The following is a 20,061-nucleotide window of genomic DNA, read 5'->3' on the forward strand; positions in this document are numbered from 1 at the left end:
TATTTTCTGGAATTCGACCATGCAGGCCACCCAAACTATTGAAAAACCCCTCACCCAAGTTAAATTTCAAAAGGATTTACATAAAGAGGTTGACGCTTTGGGTGCTTGGTCGGTAGCCCAGGTTGAGGCTCTATTTACTCTGCCATTTAGTGATTTGATGTTCAAGGCACAAGAGACCCATCGTGCCAATTTCCCTGATGGTGATGTGGAATTGGCTACGCTTTTGTCAATCAAGACCGGCGGTTGTCCCGAGGATTGTGGATATTGTCCTCAGGCGGCTCGTTATGACACTGATGTCAAGGCAAACAAGTTGATGGATTTAGATGAGGTGCTTGAGGCTGCCAAAGCTGCCAAAGCTGCCGGATCAAACCGTTTTTGTATGGGCGCCGCTTGGCGGGAGCCTAAAGATCGCGATATTGAAAAAGTCGCCGCCATGATTAAGGGTGTCAAGGCTTTGGGCCTTGAAACCTGTGCGACCTTGGGGATGCTAGAGCCCAATCAGGCTCAGGCTCTCCAAGAGGCGGGCTTAGACTTTTACAATCACAACCTTGATACCAGCGAAGACTTCTATCGCTCAGTGATCTCTACTCGGGGTTATCAAGACCGTTTGGACACGATTTCTAATGTGCGTGCTGTGGGTATGTCAGTGTGTTGTGGCGGCATTGTGGGCATGGGCGAGTCCCGTGAACAACGTGCAGCTTTCTTGGCGCGTTTGGCTAACTTAAATCCATATCCAGAGTCAGTTCCGATCAACCATTTGGTTCCTGTAGCAGGAACCCCTTTGGCGGATCAGAAGCCCTTGGATCCACTTGAATTCGTGAGAACTATTGCTGTAGCTCGTATCACTATGCCGCGTGCACGAGTGCGCCTCTCAGCTGGACGTCAGGAGCTGGGTAGGGCAGTTCAGGCCATGTGTTTCCAGGCTGGCGCCAATTCAATTTTCTATGGTGAGCAACTACTCACTACCGGTAATCCTGAGGCAGAGCAAGACTGTGAGCTCTTGGCGGAGTTAGGTTTGAAGACTAAGCAGAGTAGCAAAACAGAGGTTTTAGTCTAGTTTCTCAGGCTTATGGCACTAATTGATCGCTTCATTACTGAGTTTGATACAGCCCTACGTTCGGTAGTCGGGGGCGCTCATGCTCATCGCCCAATGCCGGGTTCCGATACCCCATCAAGCGGACTATTGGATGCCAAAGAGCGTGAACATGCAGCTGGATTAATGCGTGTGAATCATGTTGGCGAGGTCTGCGCTCAAGCTCTTTATCAAGCTCAAAAATTAGTAGCTCGCAACCCTGAAATTCGGCAGATGTTAGATGGCTCTGGCCAAGAAGAAATGGATCACTTGGCTTGGTGCGAAACACGCCTCCAAGAGCTGGGATCACACACTAGTTACCTCAACCCAATTTGGTATGCGGGATCCTTTGCAATCGGCATGGCTGCTGGCTTAGCGGGCGATAAGTGGAGTCTAGGGTTTGTTGCTGAAACAGAAAAGCAGGTAGAAAATCACCTCGAAAGTCATCTCGAAAAATTACCTGCAGAAGATGAGCGTTCTCGCGCAATTGTTAAGCAAATGCGCATCGATGAAATTGAGCATGGGCAAGCCGCAATTTTGGCTGGTGGAGCGGTCTTACCGAAACCCATTCAGGATCTAATGCAGGTAATGTCAAAAGTGATGACAAGCACTGCTTACAAAATTTAGTTCTAAATTATTTATTTCGGATATTTTTCTTTGAAGTACTGTTCATTAATACAGTATATTTATCTATTATTAGGCTTAATAGCTAAGACCTATTCTTAAGTATATTTTCCAAGCCATTGTTTCAAGTAGCATTTTTATAAGCACCATTTTATCAACACATTACGCTAAGTGTTTGTAATCACTAGGAAATTTCCTAAAAAATAAGCCAAAAACACTTGACCCTCTTAATACGATCCTCTAAAGTGGGAGGAAGTGTGAAAAAGTGGGGTAAATGGTGTTCCAAGGTGCGTCAGCTCTCAATTTAGATGCAAAAGGCCGCATGTCAGTGCCGGCAAAGCATCGTGACGCCTTGTTAGTTCAAGGTGAGGGTCGAATTACGCTCACAAAACACCCCGACGGATGCCTGCTGCTATTCCCCCGACCCGAGTGGGAAACTTTTCGTTCACGTGTAGCGCAATTGCCGATGGATGCCCATTGGTGGCGCCGTATTTTTCTTGGCAATGCTGCAGAGGTCGATTTGGATAGCGCCGGAAGAATTTTGGTGAGCCCAGAGTTGCGATCAGCCGCCGGTATTGAAAAAGAAGTGATGCTGCTCGGCATGGGTAGCCATCTAGAGTTGTGGGACGCCGCTACTTACGCTGCAAAAGAACAGGCTGCCATTGCACAAGGTATGCCTGAAGCCCTGAAGCAATTTAATTTTTGATGACAGGGTGCCATGAACATAACTCATCGCCCAGTATTACTGGCCGAGGCGGTGACGGCGCTGGTCAGTGGGCCACTCATCACCTCGCCCACAGCTCCAAAAAATCTACTAGTGATCGATGGAACCTTTGGGCGCGGTGGTCATACTCAAGCCTTGTTAGCGCAACTGCCTCCAAATGCGCGAATGATTTCTTTCGACAAGGATTTGGATGCGATCGCAGTGGCGGAAAAAATCAAGGACTCTCGTTTACGCATCGTGCACGACAGTTTTGCGCAGATGGATCAGTATGCGGACCCAGAGTCAGTCGATGGAATTCTGTTGGATCTGGGCATCAGCTCTCCACAAGTAGACGAAGCGCATCGTGGATTTTCTTTTCGCAAAGATGGTCCACTCGATATGCGCATGAACACGGATCATGGTTTGACGGCAGCAGAATGGTTGGAACAAGCATCGCAAGAGGACATCACCCGCGTGATTAAGACTTATGGTGAGGAACGTTTTGCATTTCAGATCGCAAAAGCTATCGTGGCTAAGCGAGAAGAAGGCCTATCTCCCAAAACAACCTTGCAATTAGCAAGCCTAGTGGCTAGCGTCGTTCGTACCAGAGAGCTTGGTCAAGATCCTGCGACTCGTACATTCCAAGCACTCCGTATTTTTATTAATCGTGAGTTAGAAGATTTAGAGCTCGGATTAAAGGCGGCACTCCATTTGCTAAAGCCAGGTGCGCGCTTAGCAGTAATTAGCTTTCATTCTCTCGAAGATCGAATTGTGAAGCAGTTCCTGCAGTCACACGCTAAAGTTGAAGTACCTCGAGGTTTGCCTGTCCGCGATCGAGATTTACCGCAAAGTGACTTAGAGATCATTGGACGCCTTAAGCCAAGCGATGAAGAGGTTCGAGAAAATCCCCGTGCTCGTTCGGCCATCATGCGCATTGCTGAAAAACGTATAGGAGTGTTAGCTTGAATCGCGCTACGCTTACCCTGCTGGTCTTGCTATTAGTTTGCGCACTATCTTTGGTAGCTGCGCAGCAGCGTGCACGTCAATTATTTATTTCCTTAGATCGCGCACAAATCGAGGAGCGCAAGCTTAATCAAGACTGGCTACGTTTGGAGTATGAGCAGCGAAATCTATCGAAGTCTGCACGAATTCGTGATCTTGCTCGTAATCAGTTACATATGACCCCTATATCTCCAGAGCGTACTTTGTACTTAAAGGAGACTAGATGAGGACTGTAGGTTTTTCAACTACACCCAATTTAGTATTGCGTCTGCCAATGTGGCGGTCACGCTTAATGCTGTTCATGTTGTTCTTCGTTTTTATGTTGTTGCTAATCCGTGCTTTTTGGATTCAGGGCCCAGGAAATGCTTTTTATGAAGCCAAGGGTGTACGCGGCACACAGCGCGAACTAGAGCTACCCGCTTCTCGTGGAAAGATATTGGATCGTAATGGACAAGTGATTGCTACGAGCTTAGAGGCAAAGTCAGTGATTGCTTATAACGATACTGTGCCCGACGATTTAGCTGCGGATAAGGTTCAGAAGTTAGCAAAACTATTGCAGCTAAGTGAATCTGAATTACGTAGAAAGTTAAAAGAAGATCGTAAGCAGATTTTTTTGAAGCGCCAAGTGGATCCAGTAGTTGCGCAACAGATTAAGGAATTAGAAATCCCGGGGATTGGTTTAAATAAGGAATACCGTCGCTTTTACCCAGAGGGTGAAGCGATGGCGCACGTTGTTGGCTTTACAAGCGTGGAAGATCGTGGCCAAGAGGGCATGGAGCTTTCAAGAGAAAAAGAATTGGCTGGGCATCCGGGTGCTCGTCGAGTAGTGGTTGATCGTCTCGGTCGCGTTGTTGAAGATGTTGCCATTTTGCAGTTACCTCAAAACGGCAAGGATTTACAACTTTCTATAGACAGCAAGATTCAATTTCTGGCTTATAACGCTGTTAAAAATGCAGTTGAGCAGCACCGGGCGAGTGCTGGTGGTGCTGTCGTATTGGATACGCAGACCGGCGAGATTCTCGCTTTAGCAAACTACCCAAGCTTTAACCCAAACGATCGTAAGAAGTTGACGGGTGAGCAGTTACGTAATCGTGTTTTAACTGACACCTTTGAGCCTGGCTCAACAATGAAGCCCTTAACCGTAGCGATTGCTTTGGAGAAGGGTGCCATCACTCCTAATACAAATATGGTGATTGGTGCTAAATATTTGGTAGGTCCAAAACCGATTACGGATACCCACCCTTATAGCAACTTAACGATTTCTCAAATTATTCAAAAATCCAGCAATATTGGTACCGCCAAAATTGCGATGAATAATTTATCTGCCGAAGAGATGTGGAATTTTTATACATCTGTTGGTCTTGGTCAGGCGCCGAAGATTGGTTTTCCTGGTGCGGTAGCTGGCACAGTCCATCCTTATAAAAAGTGGATGCCAACAGATCAGGCAAGGATTGCGTTTGGTTATGGGATTTCAGGATCACTCTTTCAGATTGCTCGCGCGTACACCATTTTTGCTCGTGATGGCGAATTGGTTCCTCTCACGATTGAGCGCAGTCCGGAGTTTAAGCCTGGAACGCATATTATTTCTGCCAAGACAGCCATTGAGATGCGCAACATGATGGAGTCAGTAACAGAGTCTGGTGGAACAGCCATTAAAGCGCAAGCTGAAGGTTATCGAGTTGGTGGAAAAACAGGTACAGCACATAAATTAGTAGGCAAGAGCTACGCTAATAAATACCGCGCTTACTTTGCAGGTCTTGCGCCAATTAGTGCACCACGTATTGTGGTTGCCGTCATGATTGATGAGCCGACTGGTGGCAGTCATTATGGTGGTGATGTTGCTGCACCAGTCTTCTCTACTATTGTGAGTGAGACACTGCGTACCTTGAATGTATTACCAGATAGCAATCTGAAGCAGATGACGCTGCAGGATAAAAATCCTACAGAAATTCAAACTGCTGCAGTCAAAACAAATGCAGCGGTTTTAAAAAGATGACGGCAATGGTCTATATTGAACCCCATCTCTTAATCTCACATTTACGTGATCTCACTTCAGCGAATGCCAAAGTGACTGCGGATAGTCGTCAAATTCATTCTGGCGATATCTTCTTTGCATACTCTGTTGGTCATGGTAATGCGCTACGAGATGGTCGCGATTACATTACGGCTGCCTTAGCAAATGGTGCTGCGGCAGTAGTATTCGATCCTGCTGATGGTATTGAGAATGAATACTTAGACCACCCAGAATGTTTCCCCGTTGAGAATTTAGCAGTCTTGGCTGGAGAGCTCTGCGCAGAGTGGTATGACCACCCAAGCAAAAATCTCAATGTCATCGGCGTCACAGGTACCAATGGAAAAACCAGTATTACTCAGTGGCTGGCGCAGGCTATGGATGAACCTAATCATCGCACTGCAGTATTGGGCACATTAGGTACTGGGTTTCCGGGTGCACTAATTCAGACTGGTTACACCACGCCAGATGCACCGCAATTGCAAACCCAACTAAAAGAATTATTTGATACAGGCGCTAAAACTCTTGCTATAGAGATTTCTTCTCATGCATTAGATCAAGGCCGTGTTACTGGCTTAGATATACGAAGTGCGGTATTTACCAATTTGACGCAAGATCACTTGGATTACCACGGCACGATGGGAGAGTACGCCGCAGCAAAAGCAAAACTCTTTAAGTTTCCCCAGCTTGAAAATGCCATCATCAATTTTGATGATGCATTCGGGCGAGAGTTGGCGATGAAACTTCTTGCTAGCGATGGTCCTCAAGTATGGGGCTACGCCTTAAGTAGTCAAGCATTTGTTGGATTTGAAAAATTTGGCGAACGTCTAAAGCGTAGCTATACAGAAAACACTGTATTTACAAACGCTAGTTATGAATCTCAATTTAATTGCGATGCCCTAGGTTTAAGCGCTGTTCAGCTTGCAGTATTGGGTGAATTTAATCTTAGTAATTGCCTTGCTGTTTGGACAGTCCTTTTGGCACAGGGCTTAAGCCCAAGTGAGGCCTCTAAGCGTATGAGCAAGCTGAGTACTGTTCCAGGTCGCATGGAACTGATGCACTTGAATAAAACGCAAAGAACTGAGGGTCCATTGATTGTGGTGGATTATGCACACACACCAGATGCCCTCAGTAAAGCATTGAACGCATTACGCCCAATTGCAAATCAACGTAATGGAAAAGTCTGGTGCGTTTTTGGTTGCGGCGGTGACCGAGACTCAGGTAAACGTGCCCGAATGGGTCGTGTGGCGCAAGAGTTTGCTGATCACATTGTGATTACAAGCGATAACCCTAGATCTGAGAATCCAGCATCCATTATTGCCATGATTGAATCTGGTATGTCAGGTGATTTGGGCAATGTTCAAATGCTACCTGATAGAGCGGCCGCTATTATGGCTGCGGTACGACATGCCGATGTCAAAGACATCGTCTTGGTAGCAGGTAAAGGCCATGAGTCTACTCAAGAAATCAATGGCAAAAAATTTGATTTTTCTGATCAAGAACACATTCGTTTAGCAGCAGGGGGGCAGCGTATGAGTGCGCCTATGACTACGCTTGCTCAAGTTCATGCCATGTTGCCAGACAGCCAGCTGATTCATGCTGATCAGGAATCTGCTCGAGAGATCCTAATTTCTCGTATTGGTAGTGATAGTCGCCAGATTCAGTCTAGTGAATTATTCATTGCCTTGGCGGGAGAACGTTTTGAAGCGCATAATTTTTTGGATGATGTCGCCAAGGCAGGTGCAAGTGCAGCACTTATTAGTCAAAAAGAAAAGTGCCCTACAAACTTAGCTGCAGTATGTGTCCAGGATGTTAAGCAAGGTTTGGGTGAATTAGCAAAGGCATGGCGTGCACAGTTTTCTATCCCAGTAGCTTTAGTGACTGGATCAAATGGTAAGACTACTGTAAAAGAGATGATTGCCTCTATCTTCAAGGTAGCTGCCGGTGAAGAATGTACCTTAGTGACCAAGGGCAACTTCAATAACGATATTGGACTGCCTTTAACTTTACTGCGCATGCGACCGACTGATCGCCTAGCAGTGATTGAGTTAGGTATGAATCATCCTGGTGAAACGGCAGAGTTAGCGGTCATTGCTCAAGCCAATATTGCCCTAATTAATAACGCTCAACGTGAGCATCAAGAATTTATGGCGACTGTGGAAGCTGTTGCGAAAGAGCATGCAGCTGCCTTGAGCGCACTCCCTGCGAATGGTGTCGCAGTATTTCCGGCAGATTCTGAATTTTCTGATGTTTGGTATCAAGCTGCTGCAGGGCGCAAGGTAATTGATTTTGCTTTATCTACTAAGGCTGCGTCAGCTACGGCCTCTGTTACTGGCAAGGTATTGGCTAGCGGAAAAATTGAAATTGCAACTGAATTCGGCAAAATTGAAGTCCAGCTCAACACTTTAGGAAACCACAATGTTAGTAATGCCCTAGCCGCTAGTGCAGTTGCTTTAGGTGCCGGTTTAAGTTTGGAGCAAATTCAAGTGGGTCTGGAATCTTTTGTCCCAGTAAATGGACGCATGCAATCAAAACCTTTAAATGTAGGCCGCACTCTGATTGACGACAGTTATAACGCCAACCCCGATTCTGTAAGAGCTGCTATTGATGCACTGAAACAGTCTGGAAATACTTCGTGGTTGGTATTGGGCGATATGGGTGAGGTGGGCGATCAAGGCCCTGCCTTCCATGAGGAAGTCGGCGCCTACGCTGCTGAGCAGGGTGTCAGTAGGTTATTTGCACTCGGAGAGCAGTGCAAATTTGCGGTGCAAGGGTTTAATGAGTCAGAGAACTTTTTGCTTACCAGTAGCGCTACTCATTTCGCAACATTAGATCACCTACTTGAAGAGCTCAATGCAGCACTAGTAGATCAAGAGTCGAGCAAGCACATGCATTTAGATATTTTGGTAAAGGGATCTCGTTTTATGCGTATGGAGCGTGTAGTGCAGGCCTTATTAGAGGAGGCTAAAACATGCTCTTAATGTTGGCGCAATGGCTACAAGATGATTTTGGATTTTTCCGAGTCTTTAGCTACATCACTTTTAGAGCGGTGATGGCAACCGTGACTGCTTTGTTGATTGGCTTGGCAGCTGGCCCGTGGGTTATTCGGAAGTTGACTGCATTAAAGATGGGTCAAGCGGTTCGTACTGATGGCCCACAAACTCATTTGGTGAAATCAGGTACCCCTACTATGGGTGGCGTATTAATTCTGTTGGGTATTTTTATCTCCTGCACGCTGTGGGCTGATCTGAGCAATCGTTTTATCTGGATTGTGATGATTGTGACTTTTGGATTTGGCTTGATTGGTTGGGTAGACGATTACCGCAAAGTAGCACGTAAAGATCCCAAAGGAATGGCCTCAAGAGAAAAATTCTTTTGGCAAACTTTGATTGGCTTATTTGCTGCTATTTATTTGGCTTTCTCTGTATCCGAAGTGAATAATCTCAAAGTTTTGCAGCTGTTCTTTGATTGGCTCAAGAGTGGCTTTGCTTTGAACTTGCCAGCTAAATCAAACTTACTCATTCCTTTCATGAAAGAAGTGAGTTACCCACTAGGTGTCATGGGCTTCATCATTTTGAGTTATTTGGTGATTGTTGGAAGTAGTAACGCCGTTAATTTAACGGACGGACTAGATGGTCTAGTGATCATGCCGGTAATTTTAGTTGGCGCTGCTCTAGGCGCATTTGCTTATGTAATGGGTAATGCGATTTACGCAAAGTATTTATTGTTTCCTTATATTCCCGGCGCAGGTGAGCTCATGATTTTCTGTGGCGCTATGGGGGGTGCGGGATTGGCCTTTCTTTGGTACAACACGCATCCTGCACAAGTATTTATGGGTGACGTTGGCGCACTCGCATTGGGTGGTGCACTTGGAACTATCGCCGTGATTGTTCGTCAGGAAATCGTACTCTTTGTTATGGGCGGGATCTTCGTCGCAGAAACACTGTCAGTGATGCTGCAAGTTTTCTGGTTCAAATTTACTAAGAAGCGTTTCGGTGAAGGCCGTCGTATTTTTAGGATGGCCCCACTGCATCACCATTTCGAATTGGGTGGCTGGCGCGAAACGCAAGTTGTGGTTCGCTTCTGGATCATCACTATTTTATTAGTCCTCATTGGCCTCTCCAGCCTGAAATTAAGGTAAGCCAAAGAATATGAATAACTTAGACCAGGCCTTTGCTAACCCAGCTCTCATCGCAGATGAGGGTTATCAGGCACCCCAACATTTCTTGATCTTAGGATTGGGTGAATCTGGCTATGCGATGGCCAAGTGGTGTTTGCGGAATGCTGCAAAGGTCAGTCTGGCTGATACGCGTGATCGTGAAAAGCTGAATGAGCGACAAAAAGCCTGGTTGGCGGATCTTGAATTTGCGGGACTTCAAGAAGCTTATTTTGGCTCTTTAGATGAACTTAATTTAAAGACTGTTGAAGTTATTGGAATGAGTCCTGGTCTATCGCCATTTCAAGAGCCGGCAGCTTCTTTCTTAGCTAAAGCACAAGAATTGAGTATTGATATCTGGGGGGAATTGGAATTCTTTGCCAGAGCTATTGCTGCACTGGATCGTATGGCTCAGATTGAGCAGTCTCAATATAAGCCTGCTGTATTGGCTATCACTGGAACAAATGGAAAGACAACTACAACGGCATTGACAGGGCAGTTATGTGAACGGGCCGGCAAGAGAGTTGCTGTAGCTGGCAATATTAGCCCAGCAGCTTTAGATAAGTTGATGTCGTGTTTGGATGGGTCTGATCAAGTTGCCGACATGCCTGAGATATGGGTACTCGAGCTGTCTAGCTTCCAGCTGGTTTATACGAGAACCTTCAATGCAACAGCAGCGACCGTACTGAACATTACGCAAGATCACTTGGATTGGCATGGTGATATGCAGGCTTATGTTGATGCAAAAGCCAATATCTTTGGACAAGACAGTATTTGCATCTTGAATCGTGATGATGCGCTGGTCATGAATCTGCTTACTGACGAGCAGAAATCCAATAAATCCGTCATTACTTTCGGTGCCGGCCGTCCTGATGAGCAGGGTGCTTTTGGAATCGAACATGATCTGCGGGCTGGTGGAATTGATTGGTTGGTCTGTGCTGAAGTAGATGAAGATTTTGAGCCTCAACCAAAGCGTCGCCGTAAAGCAGTGGTGGTAGAGGATGAGCCATTAAGGCTCAAGCGTTTGATTCCGGCTGATGCTTTGCGGATTCGCGGTCGCCACAATGCTTTAAATGCCTTAGCTGCTCTAGCCTTGGCGCGATCAGCTGGCTTGCCTATGAATATGCTTTTACATGGTTTACGTGATTACCATGGCGAGCCTCATCGCGTTCAAAGTGTTTCGATTGTGTCGAATGTTGAATATGTGGACGATAGCAAGGGCACTAACGTAGGAGCAACAGTAGCCGCTTTGAATGGTCTCAGCGCTAATGAGTCTGGCAAGCGGATCTGGTTGATTGCTGGCGGTGAAGGTAAGGGCCAAGACTTTAGCCCCTTACGTGAGCCTGCATTACGTTTTGTAAAAGGTGTCTTCCTTATTGGTAAAGATGCCCCAATGATTGCTGAAGCTTTGGGTGACTCCGTATCTTATGTCGTGAGTGAGACTCTGCAAAATGCTGTAGCGCAAGCCGCAAAACAAGCTCAGTCAGGCGATATTGTTTTGTTATCACCAGCTTGCGCTAGCTTTGATCAGTTTAGTGATTACGTGGCGCGTGCTGAGGCGTTTGTCGCTGAAGTTCAAGAATTGGGAATGCAATTCGAAGGAGCTGATGCATGAGTTTGAAGGAAAAACTTTTTCCTGAGAATCATTTAGGTCTTGGTCGCTTCTGGAACTTCTCTAGAGGCGGGATAGATAATTTCCGCAGTGGCTTGAGAGATGCGGTATCTGGCGTTGAGCAAACGCGCTCACGCATGATGGACTATGACCAGCTGTTGGTTTGGGCGGTGTTATCTCTAGCCCTCATCGGTTTAGTGATGGTGTATTCAGCCTCCATTACGTTGGCAGATGGACCTAAGTACGCAAATTACAGCAGTAACTTCTTCTTAATCCGTCATTGCATTTCATTAGCTATTGCGATTAGTGTTGCTATTTGGGTGTTTAAGATTCCAACTCACGTATGGGATCGCTATTCGCCAATCATTTTTGGATTCACTGTCTTACTATTAATCGCTGTGCTCATCCCTGGCATTGGAAAAGGCGTGAATGGTGCCAAGCGTTGGATTCCATTAGGCCTCATGAACTTCCAGCCATCTGAATTAATGAAGTTTGCGGCTGTGATATTTGCTGCAAGCTATACAGTTCAACGCCAAGAATATCTCCACTCATTTGTTAAAGGCATGCTGCCGATGGGTATTGCTGTTGCCTTAGTTGGTGGTTTACTAATGGCTGAGCCAGATATGGGCGCGCTCGTAGTGATATCGCTCATTGCATTTGGAATTTTATTTTTAGGCGGCATCAACGCTAAATTATTTGGTGGATTATTGGCGGTCGGAATTTTAAGTGCCGTGACAATTATTGCCTTCTCACCTTTTCGTCAAAAGCGCATCATGGCTTTTATTGATCCTTGGCAAGTTGATAATGCCGCAAATAAAGGCTACCAGTTAACCCACTCTTTGATGGCATTTGGTCGTGGTGAATGGTTTGGCCTTGGCCTAGGCGGTAGCGTTGAAAAATTACATTACCTACCTGAAGCGCATACCGATTTCATCATGGCGGTGATTGGTGAAGAGCTCGGATTTGTCGGTGTAGTGGTAATGATCTTCTTGTTCTACTGGATCGTACGTCGCGCATTCCTGATTGGTCGTACTGCATTGCAGTTGGATCGCAGTTTTGCGGGTCTCGCTGCCAAAGGTGTTGCGATATGGATTGGTTGGCAAGCATTTATTAATATGGGTGTGAACTTAGGTTTGCTTCCTACAAAAGGCTTAACACTCCCACTAGTGAGTTATGGTGGCTCAGGAATCTTGATGAATGCCATTGCCATAGCAATGCTACTTCGGATTGATTACGAAAACCGAATCTTAATGCGGGGTGGCAAGCTATGACTAAGCCATCCATCTTAATTATGGCCGGCGGTACTGGGGGGCATATTTTCCCAGGGCTAGCTGTTGCCCAATACCTGCGAATTTGTGGCTGGAATGTATCTTGGCTTGGTAATCAAGCCGGTATGGAATATCGCCTAGTAAAAGCCTGCGATTTCCCATTTGAGGCGGTGAACTTTGGTGGCTTGCGTGGCAAAGGTATCAAAGCGACATTGATGTTGCCATTTAATCTTGCTAGAGCCTGTATGCAGAGTTGGAAGATCATGCACCGCATCAAACCAAATGTAGTTTTAGGTATGGGTGGATACATTACATTTCCTGGCGGCTTGATGACGAAATTCTTGAAAAAGCCATTGGTTTTGCATGAGGCTAATTCCGTAGCAGGAAGTGCTAATCGGGCTTTAGCCAAAATTGCTATGCGTACCTTGACTGGATTCCCAGATACGATTGCGCACGCTGAGTGGGTAGGTAATCCAATTCGTGAAGAATTTGAAACTGTAGGTGCGCCAGCAAAACGCTATGAAGAGCGTAGCGGTCCTCTATCTATTTTGGTTGTGGGTGGAAGTTTAGGCGCCGCCGCCTTAAATGAAGTTATCCCAGCAGCCTTGGCATTAATGGATAAGGATGCACGTCCACATGTCATTCACCAGGCAGGCGATAAACATCTTGTAGATCTACAACAGCGTTATGCCAACTTAGGCCTTGCTGCTGATATTCGTCCTTTTATTGATGACATGCCAAGCGCATATGCTCAAGCAGATCTGGTGATCTGCCGCTCTGGTGCAATGACCGTTTCAGAGATCGCAGCTTGTGGTGTTGCATCCTGCTTGATTCCATTTCCATATGCGATTGATGATCACCAGACTGCAAATGCGCGATTCTTATCTGATGCCGATGCGGCCATTTTGTTGCCACAACAAGATCTCAACCCACAGGATCTGGCATCTATGATTCAAAACTTTAGTCGCCAAGATTTACAAGTGATAGCTAAGCGTGCTCATGCTTTAGCTAAGCCTCATGCAACTCAGCGTGTGGCTGAAGTATGTGCAGACTGTGCAGGAGTGGGTATATGAAACATATCGTGCAGCAAATCCATTTTGTTGGCATCGGCGGCGCAGGCATGAGCGGCATTGCCGAAGTCTTACTGAATCTGGGATATCAAGTATCTGGATCTGACTTAGCTGAAGGCGCTGTAACAAAGCGCCTAAAAGATTTGGGTGCAGTGATTCATATTGGCCATGACCCTAAAAATATTGGTACCGCAGAGGCGGTAGTAATTTCGACTGCAGTTGCGGGTAACAATCCAGAAGTGCTAGCTGCTCGTGCAGCTAAAGTTCCTGTAATTCAGCGGGCTGTCATGCTCGGGGAGCTGATGCGCTTGAAGCAGGGTATTGCAATTGCAGGCACTCATGGCAAAACAACGACGACTAGTTTAGTTGCCTCAGTCTTGGCTGAAGGTGGTTTAGATCCAACCTTCGTTATTGGTGGTAAGTTAAATTCTGCTGGTGCTAATGCACGCTTAGGTCAGGGTGACTTTATTGTGGTTGAGGCAGATGAGTCTGATGCCTCGTTCTTGCAATTATTTCCTGCGATGGAGGTGGTTACCAATATCGATGCTGATCATATGGATACGTATCAGCATGACATGGCGAGATTAAAGCAGGCTTTTGTTCAGTTTATTCAGCGTATGCCTTTTTACGGTGTTGCTGTTCTGTGCATTGATGATACCAACGTTCGAGACATTATTCCGTTTGTGTCACAGCCAGTATTACGCTATGGCTTATCTGATGATGCAGATATTCGTGCAAGTAATGTACGTGCCGAAGGTACTCGCATGCACTTTACGGTTGATCGTAAAACTGTGCGCCGTCATGGGAATAAGCCAGGTCGCCTTGAGGTGCAATTAAATTTGCCCGGCCTGCACAATGTTCAAAATGCATTAGCAGCAATTGGTATTGCAACAGAATTGGGTGTTAGTGATGAGGCTATTGTGAAATCCTTATCTGAATTTAGTGGCGTTGGTCGCCGCTTCCAAAGGTATGGAGAAATTCCTTTGGCCTCTGGCGGAAGCTTCACATTGATTGATGATTACGGGCACCATCCCGTTGAGATGGCAGCTACTTTATCTGCAGCCCGTGGCGCTTATCCAGACCGTCGCTTGGTATTAGCATTCCAACCTCATCGCTTTACGAGAACGCGCGATTGCTTTGGTGAGTTTGTACAAGTGCTAAAAAACTTTGATGCACTCGTATTAACCGAAGTTTATCCAGCTGGTGAGGCAAAGATTCCAGGTGCGGATGGTCAAAGTCTTATGAAAGCTGCTCTTGCTGCTGATAAAACTACTATCCCCTCCTTAAATGCTGCAGCTGTGGCATTTGCGTCAAGCGTTGCTGAGATACCTGAAAAACTTAGCGCTGTATTGCGTGATGGTGATGTCTTAATCACGATGGGTGCAGGCTCGATCTCTGGTTTGCCTAATGTATTGACGGGGACGAAACATGTCTAATCAAAACATGCAAATGCATTCATGGGGCGAGCGTGTAAAGAATGATCTCGCTCACCTAGATGTCAAATCATTGGGTCGAGTAGGCGTCTTGCTTGGCGGCCGTTCTGGTGAGAGGGAGATTTCCTTGATGTCAGGCAACGGTGTGCTGGAAGCCCTGCTCTCTAAAGGGGTTGATGCACATCCATTTGATCCAGGACTACGTTGCCCAACTGAGCTAGCTCAAGAAAAATTTGACCGCGTGTTTATTTCTTTGCATGGACGTTATGGCGAGGATGGCACTATCCAGGGATTGCTCGATCTATTAGGCTTGCCTTATACCGGTAGCGGTGTACTGGCATCCGCATTAGCGATTGACAAAATTGCGACCAAGCTTGTTTGGCTTAGTAGTGGTCTTTCAACCCCTGAATTTGAAGAGCTGAAAGCCGACAGCGACTGGAATGCTGTCGGGAAGCATTTAGGCTTACCATTAATTGTGAAGCCGGCACATGAAGGTTCTTCACTTGGCTTAACTAAAGTGAAATCCGTTGAAGAATTACCTGCTGCCTATGAGTTGGCGGCGGGAATGGATAAAAAGGTAATTGCTGAGACTTGTATTGTTGGCGATGAGTTGACTTGCCCGTTAGTTGGATTTGGAGCAGACGCTGAAGCCTTGCCCGTGATTAAAATTATTCCACCAGAAGCTAACTATGATTTTCATAATAAGTATTTCTCTGATGAGACCAAATACCTATGCCCAACTGGGCTTGCGCCAGAAGTAAATAAAGCAGTTCAAGAATTGGCCTTAGCCTCTTATCGTGCGCTTGGATGCAAAACTTGGGGTCGAGCTGATGTGATGCTCGATCAAAAAACTGGCAAACCTTATCTCTTGGAGATGAACACCTCTCCAGGCATGACCTCGCATTCTTTGGTTCCGATGGCGGCAAAAGCAGCTGGTATTGAGTATGCCGAACTAGTTCTCTGGGTCATTAGCCAAACCTTAAAAAGCAAAGGGGCTACTCAAGCATGAGTTGGATGAGCGCCTTTATAAACGGTTTCGGTGAAGTGTTTACTTCATTGGCATCTCCTCTTTGGAATCATGCAGAGCGGATGCAAAAGCTGAGCCGTTTCTTGATGCGCTGTTTTGCAGTCATGGTTTTCCTTGGAATTTTGGTGTGGTTGAGCCAGCAGCCGGTATTTGCATTACGCCAAGTGGTAATAGAGCCGGTGGTTGGTCAAACGCTCAAACATATTAATAAGCCTGTAGTTAAACAGCAGGTCTTAGAGACTGTCCAAGGTAACTTCTTTAGCGTGAGATTAGAAGATGTGAAGCGTGGCTTTGAGTCGATGCCTTGGGTGCGACATGCCAACGTTCGCAGAGTTTGGCCTAACGGATTGATTGTGAGCATTGAAGAGCAAAAACCTTTTGGTACTTGGGGTGGTGCTGATAGTCATACCTTAATGAATACCCATGGAGAGCTCTTTGCTGGGCGCGTCTCTGATGTGGGAGATGGCATTTCTTTGGTTGATTTCTCGGGGCCAGACGATGCCAGCAAAGAAGTGATGCGTTTATACGAGAGGGCGAACGCTTGGTTTAAGCCTTGGAGCGCAGAAGTGAAAAGCTTAACCCTTTCTGATCGCTATGCCTGGCATGTGAAGTTATCGAATGGCATGAAGGTGGAGTTCGGTCGGGATGAAGAGAATTCTGACAAAACATTAACTGAAGATCGTGTGGCACGCCTCTTTAAGTATTGGCCGCAGGTTCAAGAGAAGTGGGCTAACCGAGTAGATGCAATCGATCTGCGCTATGCAAATGGTTTTGCAGTGCATCTTGCTTCGGCAAGTTTGAAAAAAAATGAAGCTGATGGCAAAAAAAGCGAACAGAAGCAATAAGGAATGAGAATGAGTAAAGACAACCGAGATTTATTGGTCGGATTAGATATTGGAACCTCCAAGGTGGTTGCTTTGGTTGCTGAGTTAGCGCCAGATGGCCAATTTAATGTGGTTGGCGTTGGCCAAACTGCATCCAAGGGCTTGAAGAAGGGTGTGGTTGTCAATATTGAGGCTACTGTTCAGTCTATTCAGAAAGCGCTTGAGGAAGCTGAAGTCATGGCCGACCGCCAGATTGTGCAGGTCTTTACGGGTATTGCTGGAAATCACATTGTGAGCTTCAACTCTAGCGGTATGGTGGCAATACGCGATAAAGAGGTTAGCGCTGGCGATGTAGAACGCGTTTTAGAAACTGCCAAAGCAATCAATATTCCAACCGATCAACAAATCCTTCATATTCTTGTTCAAGAATTCATTATTGATGGCCAAGAAGATGTACGTGAGCCTATTGGCATGAGTGGTTTACGCTTGGAAGTAAAAGTACATATCGTTACTGGTGCTGTTAGTGCCGCACAAAATATTGTGAAGTGTGTGCGTCGTTGTGGTTTAGAGGTAAACGATTTAATTTTGCAGCCTTTGGCTTCGAGCTTAGCTGTATTAACTGAAGATGAAAAAGAATTGGGTGTTGTTTTAGTAGACATTGGTGGTGGTACAACCGATATTGCAATTTACTGCCAAGGCTCTATTCGACATACTGCAGTGATTCCAATTGCAGGTGATCAAATTACCAATGACATTGCAATGGCATTGCGTACACCAACTATTGATGCTGAAGATCTTAAGATTCAATATGGTATTGCTCGCCAAGATATGGCAGATCCAGCCACCATGATTGATGTCCCAGGCGTTGGTGATCGTGAGCCACGCCCGATGTCAAAGCAAGCCTTGGCTGCAGTAATCGAGCCACGGGTTGAAGAGCTATTTACATTGGTTCGAGGCGTAGTCCGTGATTCTGGTTACGAAGATATGGTGTCTTCCGGAATCGTGTTGACTGGTGGCACCTCTTTAATGCCGGGAATGGTTGAGCTTGCTGAGCAAGTATTTTTGCGTCCAGCACGTATTGGTACGCCGGAGTACCGCGGGTACCTGCACGAGGTTTTGCGTAGCCCCCGTTTTGCTACCAGCATCGGTTTATTAATGGAAGGCCAGGCGCAGCTATTGCGTGGCCGTCGAGCATCACAATCAGGCGCGTTACAAAGTGTGATTGCGCGCATGAAGGAATGGTTCGCAGGAAATTTTTAAGTTTTTCGTCGTCGTCAATGTAGTACTTATTACCTTGGAGGGTATATGGAATTTGAAATGTTAGATCAAGAAACAGCGGGTAAAACCATTATTAAAGTGGTTGGAGTTGGTGGTGCAGGTGGTAATGCAGTTCAGCACATGATTCGTCGCGGTGTTAACGGCGTAGAGTTTATTTGCATGAACACCGATGCTGGCGCTTTACAGCGTTCTGAGGCATCTGTGAATTTGCAACTAGGCTCTAGCGGACTCGGTGCTGGCGCAAAACCTGAAATCGGAGCAGCTTCTGCTGAAGAAGCGCGTGCACGTATTGCAGATACATTACAAGGTGCACACATGGTGTTTATTACTGCCGGTATGGGTGGTGGCACGGGCACAGGTGCAGCGCCAATCGTTGCTCAGGTTGCTAAAGAGATGGGTATTTTGACTGTTGGTGTGATCAGTAAGCCGTTTGATTTTGAGGGCGTTAAGCGTCTCAAGGTTGCAGAGAATGGCGCTATCGAACTCGAGGCATATGTTGATTCACTGATTGTAGTTCTCAATGAAAAGCTCTTTGAAGTGATGGGTGAAGATGCAGAGTTTGATAAGGCATTTGCATGTGCTGATGATGTATTGCATAACGCTGTTTCAGGTATTGCAGAAATCATTAACGTACAAGGTTTGATCAACGTCGACTTTGAGGATGTGAAAACAGTGATGGGCGAACAAGGCAAAGCAATGATGGGAACTGCAACAGTTTCTGGCATGGACCGTGCACGCTTAGCTGCTGAGGCTGCAGTTGCTTCGCCACTACTCGAGGGCGTCGATTTATCTGGCGCACGTGGTGTATTGGTCAATATCACCGCTAGCCGTTCATTGAAGTTGTCTGAAACTCGTGAAGTGATGGCAGCGATTCGTGGCTATGCTGCAGATGATGCTACTGTGATCTTTGGTACTGTCTATGATGAGAGCTTAGGTGATGCATTGCGCGTTACTGTTGTTGCTACGGGTTTGAATAATCCACAAGCTCGTCAACATCATCAACCGGAAGTAGTTTGGAGACAAGCTACTGGTACGCATGATGCGATGCCAACGATGGCTGACTTAAACAGCTTTGCTCCAGCAAGTGCTTCAGCGGCAATGAGCAAAGTAAATCTTGACTCAGCTTTGAGCACGAGCGCAGGTTTGGCAATGACAGGTATAGGAAGCGCTCCTGCGATTGCTACTCAACCAGCAACTAGCGGTGTTGATTACAGTCAATATGATTTGCCACGTGTATTCCGTAGTTCACGGGAAGCTACACCAGCCCCTACATTGGGTGCTGATAGCTCGCCACAGGCTAAAAATATGCTGGATAAAGGGGCTGATTACTACGAAATCCCAGCTTTTTTAAGAAAGCAAGCAGACTAAACCACTGCTTAATACAATAGGTCTTGCAGAATGCCAGCGCGGCGCCCCTCCGGACGACGAATCCCGCGCTAGCGTTGGCATACTCATGACAACTATTTAATTGGAGACTTTATGATCGCAGTCGGACAAAAATTACCAAACGCTACTCTTTATGAGTTTTTAGATGAAGCCAGCGAGGGTTGCGCTATTGGACCAAACGCCTTTGAAGTTGAAAAACTCACTGCTGGTAAAAAGATAGTGATCTTTGCATTACCTGGTGCATTCACGCCAACTTGTTCAGCAAAGCACGTTCCTAGCTATGTTGAGCACTTTGATGCAATTAAAGCAAAAGGCGTTGATGAAATTTGGTGCATCTCAGTAAATGACCCATTTGTGATGGGTGCCTGGGGCCGAGATCAAAAGGTTGGCAAAAAGATTCGCATGTTAGGTGATGGCAGTGCTGAATTTACTAAGAAACTTGGCCTAGAGCTAGATTTGATTGCTCGTGGTTTGGGTATTCGTTCAGATCGCTACGCCATGATTGTTGAAGATGGTGTCGTAACAACCTTGGATCGCGAAGCACCTGGCAAGTTTGAAGTAAGCGATGCCGCTTCAATCTTGAAAAAGCTTTAAT

At 46.2% G+C, this 20,061-nt stretch carries 17 protein-coding genes; all 17 read left to right on the forward strand.

Features of this window, described 5'->3' with window-relative positions; translation table 11 throughout:
* The first annotated feature begins 19 nt into the window (after nucleotides 1–19).
* The 17 genes from bioB (at nucleotide 20) to ICN22_RS02270 (ending at nucleotide 20,060) form a co-directional block, all read left to right on the forward strand.
* Complete coding sequence (gene bioB / locus ICN22_RS02190; RefSeq protein ID WP_216168637.1) at nucleotides 20–1,057, forward strand: biotin synthase BioB; 1,038 nt, start codon at nucleotides 20–22, stop codon at nucleotides 1,055–1,057.
* Nucleotides 1,058–1,069: 12 nt separating this feature from the next.
* Complete coding sequence (gene coq7 / locus ICN22_RS02195; RefSeq protein WP_216168638.1) at nucleotides 1,070–1,699, forward strand: 2-polyprenyl-3-methyl-6-methoxy-1,4-benzoquinone monooxygenase; 630 nt, start codon at nucleotides 1,070–1,072, stop codon at nucleotides 1,697–1,699.
* A gap of 274 nt (nucleotides 1,700–1,973) precedes the next feature.
* Nucleotides 1,974–2,402, forward strand: coding sequence for a division/cell wall cluster transcriptional repressor MraZ (gene mraZ, locus ICN22_RS02200; protein ID WP_041484992.1), 429 nt, complete (start codon nucleotides 1,974–1,976; stop codon nucleotides 2,400–2,402).
* Between the two features lie 12 nt (nucleotides 2,403–2,414).
* Nucleotides 2,415–3,365: a 16S rRNA (cytosine(1402)-N(4))-methyltransferase RsmH gene (rsmH, locus tag ICN22_RS02205; RefSeq protein WP_216168639.1), complete on the forward strand. Its 951-nt coding sequence runs from the start codon at nucleotides 2,415–2,417 to the stop codon at nucleotides 3,363–3,365.
* The gene (gene ftsL, locus ICN22_RS02210; RefSeq protein ID WP_216168640.1) at nucleotides 3,362–3,628 is read left to right on the forward strand and encodes a cell division protein FtsL; all 267 of its coding nucleotides are present in this window, start codon (nucleotides 3,362–3,364) and stop codon (nucleotides 3,626–3,628) included. The genes rsmH and ftsL overlap by 4 nt, the downstream gene beginning before the upstream one ends.
* Entirely contained in the window at nucleotides 3,625–5,397 is a 1,773-nt protein-coding gene (locus tag ICN22_RS02215) for a peptidoglycan D,D-transpeptidase FtsI family protein (RefSeq protein ID WP_216168641.1), read from the forward strand. The genes ftsL and ICN22_RS02215 overlap by 4 nt, the downstream gene beginning before the upstream one ends.
* A gap of 5 nt (nucleotides 5,398–5,402) precedes the next feature.
* Nucleotides 5,403–8,393, forward strand: a complete 2,991-nt coding sequence (locus ICN22_RS02220; protein WP_255533794.1) for a UDP-N-acetylmuramoyl-L-alanyl-D-glutamate--2,6-diaminopimelate ligase — start codon at nucleotides 5,403–5,405, stop codon at nucleotides 8,391–8,393.
* Entirely contained in the window at nucleotides 8,384–9,553 is a 1,170-nt protein-coding gene (gene mraY, locus ICN22_RS02225) for a phospho-N-acetylmuramoyl-pentapeptide-transferase (protein WP_216168643.1), read from the forward strand. Before ICN22_RS02220 ends, mraY begins: the two co-directional genes overlap by 10 nt.
* Before the next feature lie 10 nt (nucleotides 9,554–9,563).
* A complete protein-coding gene (murD, locus tag ICN22_RS02230) occupies nucleotides 9,564–11,183 on the forward strand; it encodes a UDP-N-acetylmuramoyl-L-alanine--D-glutamate ligase (protein ID WP_216168644.1) in 1,620 nt (539 codons plus the stop codon).
* The gene (gene ftsW / locus ICN22_RS02235) at nucleotides 11,180–12,451 is read left to right on the forward strand and encodes a putative lipid II flippase FtsW (protein WP_216168645.1); all 1,272 of its coding nucleotides are present in this window, start codon (nucleotides 11,180–11,182) and stop codon (nucleotides 12,449–12,451) included. The genes murD and ftsW overlap by 4 nt, the downstream gene beginning before the upstream one ends.
* A complete protein-coding gene (murG, locus tag ICN22_RS02240; RefSeq protein ID WP_216168646.1) occupies nucleotides 12,448–13,521 on the forward strand; it encodes an undecaprenyldiphospho-muramoylpentapeptide beta-N-acetylglucosaminyltransferase in 1,074 nt (357 codons plus the stop codon). The genes ftsW and murG overlap by 4 nt, the downstream gene beginning before the upstream one ends.
* Entirely contained in the window at nucleotides 13,518–14,954 is a 1,437-nt protein-coding gene (murC, locus tag ICN22_RS02245) for a UDP-N-acetylmuramate--L-alanine ligase (RefSeq protein ID WP_216168647.1), read from the forward strand. Before murG ends, murC begins: the two co-directional genes overlap by 4 nt.
* Before the next feature lie 13 nt (nucleotides 14,955–14,967).
* On the forward strand, nucleotides 14,968–15,960 hold the full coding sequence (locus ICN22_RS02250; RefSeq protein WP_216168828.1) for a D-alanine--D-alanine ligase: 993 nt from the start codon (nucleotides 14,968–14,970) through the stop codon (nucleotides 15,958–15,960).
* A gap of 5 nt (nucleotides 15,961–15,965) precedes the next feature.
* Entirely contained in the window at nucleotides 15,966–16,823 is an 858-nt protein-coding gene (locus tag ICN22_RS02255; protein ID WP_216168648.1) for a cell division protein FtsQ/DivIB, read from the forward strand.
* 9 nt (nucleotides 16,824–16,832) lie between these two features.
* Nucleotides 16,833–18,062: a cell division protein FtsA gene (gene ftsA, locus ICN22_RS02260; RefSeq protein WP_216168649.1), complete on the forward strand. Its 1,230-nt coding sequence runs from the start codon at nucleotides 16,833–16,835 to the stop codon at nucleotides 18,060–18,062.
* A gap of 45 nt (nucleotides 18,063–18,107) precedes the next feature.
* Nucleotides 18,108–19,448 (forward strand): cell division protein FtsZ, encoded by a 1,341-nt coding sequence (ftsZ, locus tag ICN22_RS02265; RefSeq protein WP_216168650.1) that lies wholly within the window; start codon nucleotides 18,108–18,110, stop codon nucleotides 19,446–19,448.
* 111 nt (nucleotides 19,449–19,559) lie between these two features.
* Nucleotides 19,560–20,060, forward strand: a complete 501-nt coding sequence (locus ICN22_RS02270) for a peroxiredoxin (RefSeq protein WP_216168651.1) — start codon at nucleotides 19,560–19,562, stop codon at nucleotides 20,058–20,060.
* Nucleotide 20,061 lies beyond the last annotated feature (1 nt).

The sequence above is a fragment of the Polynucleobacter bastaniensis genome (assembly GCF_018882205.1).
Taxonomy (GTDB): domain Bacteria; phylum Pseudomonadota; class Gammaproteobacteria; order Burkholderiales; family Burkholderiaceae; genus Polynucleobacter; species Polynucleobacter bastaniensis.

Coding starts and splice junctions, on each gene's coding strand:
- ftsZ (WP_216168650.1), top strand. CDS start 18,108: ATGGAATTTGAAATGTTAGATCAAGAAACAGCGGGTAAAACCATTATT.
- mraY (WP_216168643.1), top strand. CDS start 8,384: ATGCTCTTAATGTTGGCGCAATGGCTACAAGATGATTTTGGATTTTTC.
- coq7 (WP_216168638.1), top strand. CDS start 1,070: ATGGCACTAATTGATCGCTTCATTACTGAGTTTGATACAGCCCTACGT.
- ICN22_RS02215 (WP_216168641.1), top strand. CDS start 3,625: ATGAGGACTGTAGGTTTTTCAACTACACCCAATTTAGTATTGCGTCTG.
- murD (WP_216168644.1), top strand. CDS start 9,564: ATGAATAACTTAGACCAGGCCTTTGCTAACCCAGCTCTCATCGCAGAT.
- ICN22_RS02270 (WP_216168651.1), top strand. CDS start 19,560: ATGATCGCAGTCGGACAAAAATTACCAAACGCTACTCTTTATGAGTTT.
- ftsA (WP_216168649.1), top strand. CDS start 16,833: ATGAGTAAAGACAACCGAGATTTATTGGTCGGATTAGATATTGGAACC.
- murG (WP_216168646.1), top strand. CDS start 12,448: ATGACTAAGCCATCCATCTTAATTATGGCCGGCGGTACTGGGGGGCAT.
- ICN22_RS02250 (WP_216168828.1), top strand. CDS start 14,968: ATGCATTCATGGGGCGAGCGTGTAAAGAATGATCTCGCTCACCTAGAT.
- ftsW (WP_216168645.1), top strand. CDS start 11,180: ATGAGTTTGAAGGAAAAACTTTTTCCTGAGAATCATTTAGGTCTTGGT.
- ICN22_RS02220 (WP_255533794.1), top strand. CDS start 5,403: ATGGTCTATATTGAACCCCATCTCTTAATCTCACATTTACGTGATCTC.
- ICN22_RS02255 (WP_216168648.1), top strand. CDS start 15,966: ATGAGCGCCTTTATAAACGGTTTCGGTGAAGTGTTTACTTCATTGGCA.
- bioB (WP_216168637.1), top strand. CDS start 20: ATGCAGGCCACCCAAACTATTGAAAAACCCCTCACCCAAGTTAAATTT.
- rsmH (WP_216168639.1), top strand. CDS start 2,415: ATGAACATAACTCATCGCCCAGTATTACTGGCCGAGGCGGTGACGGCG.
- murC (WP_216168647.1), top strand. CDS start 13,518: ATGAAACATATCGTGCAGCAAATCCATTTTGTTGGCATCGGCGGCGCA.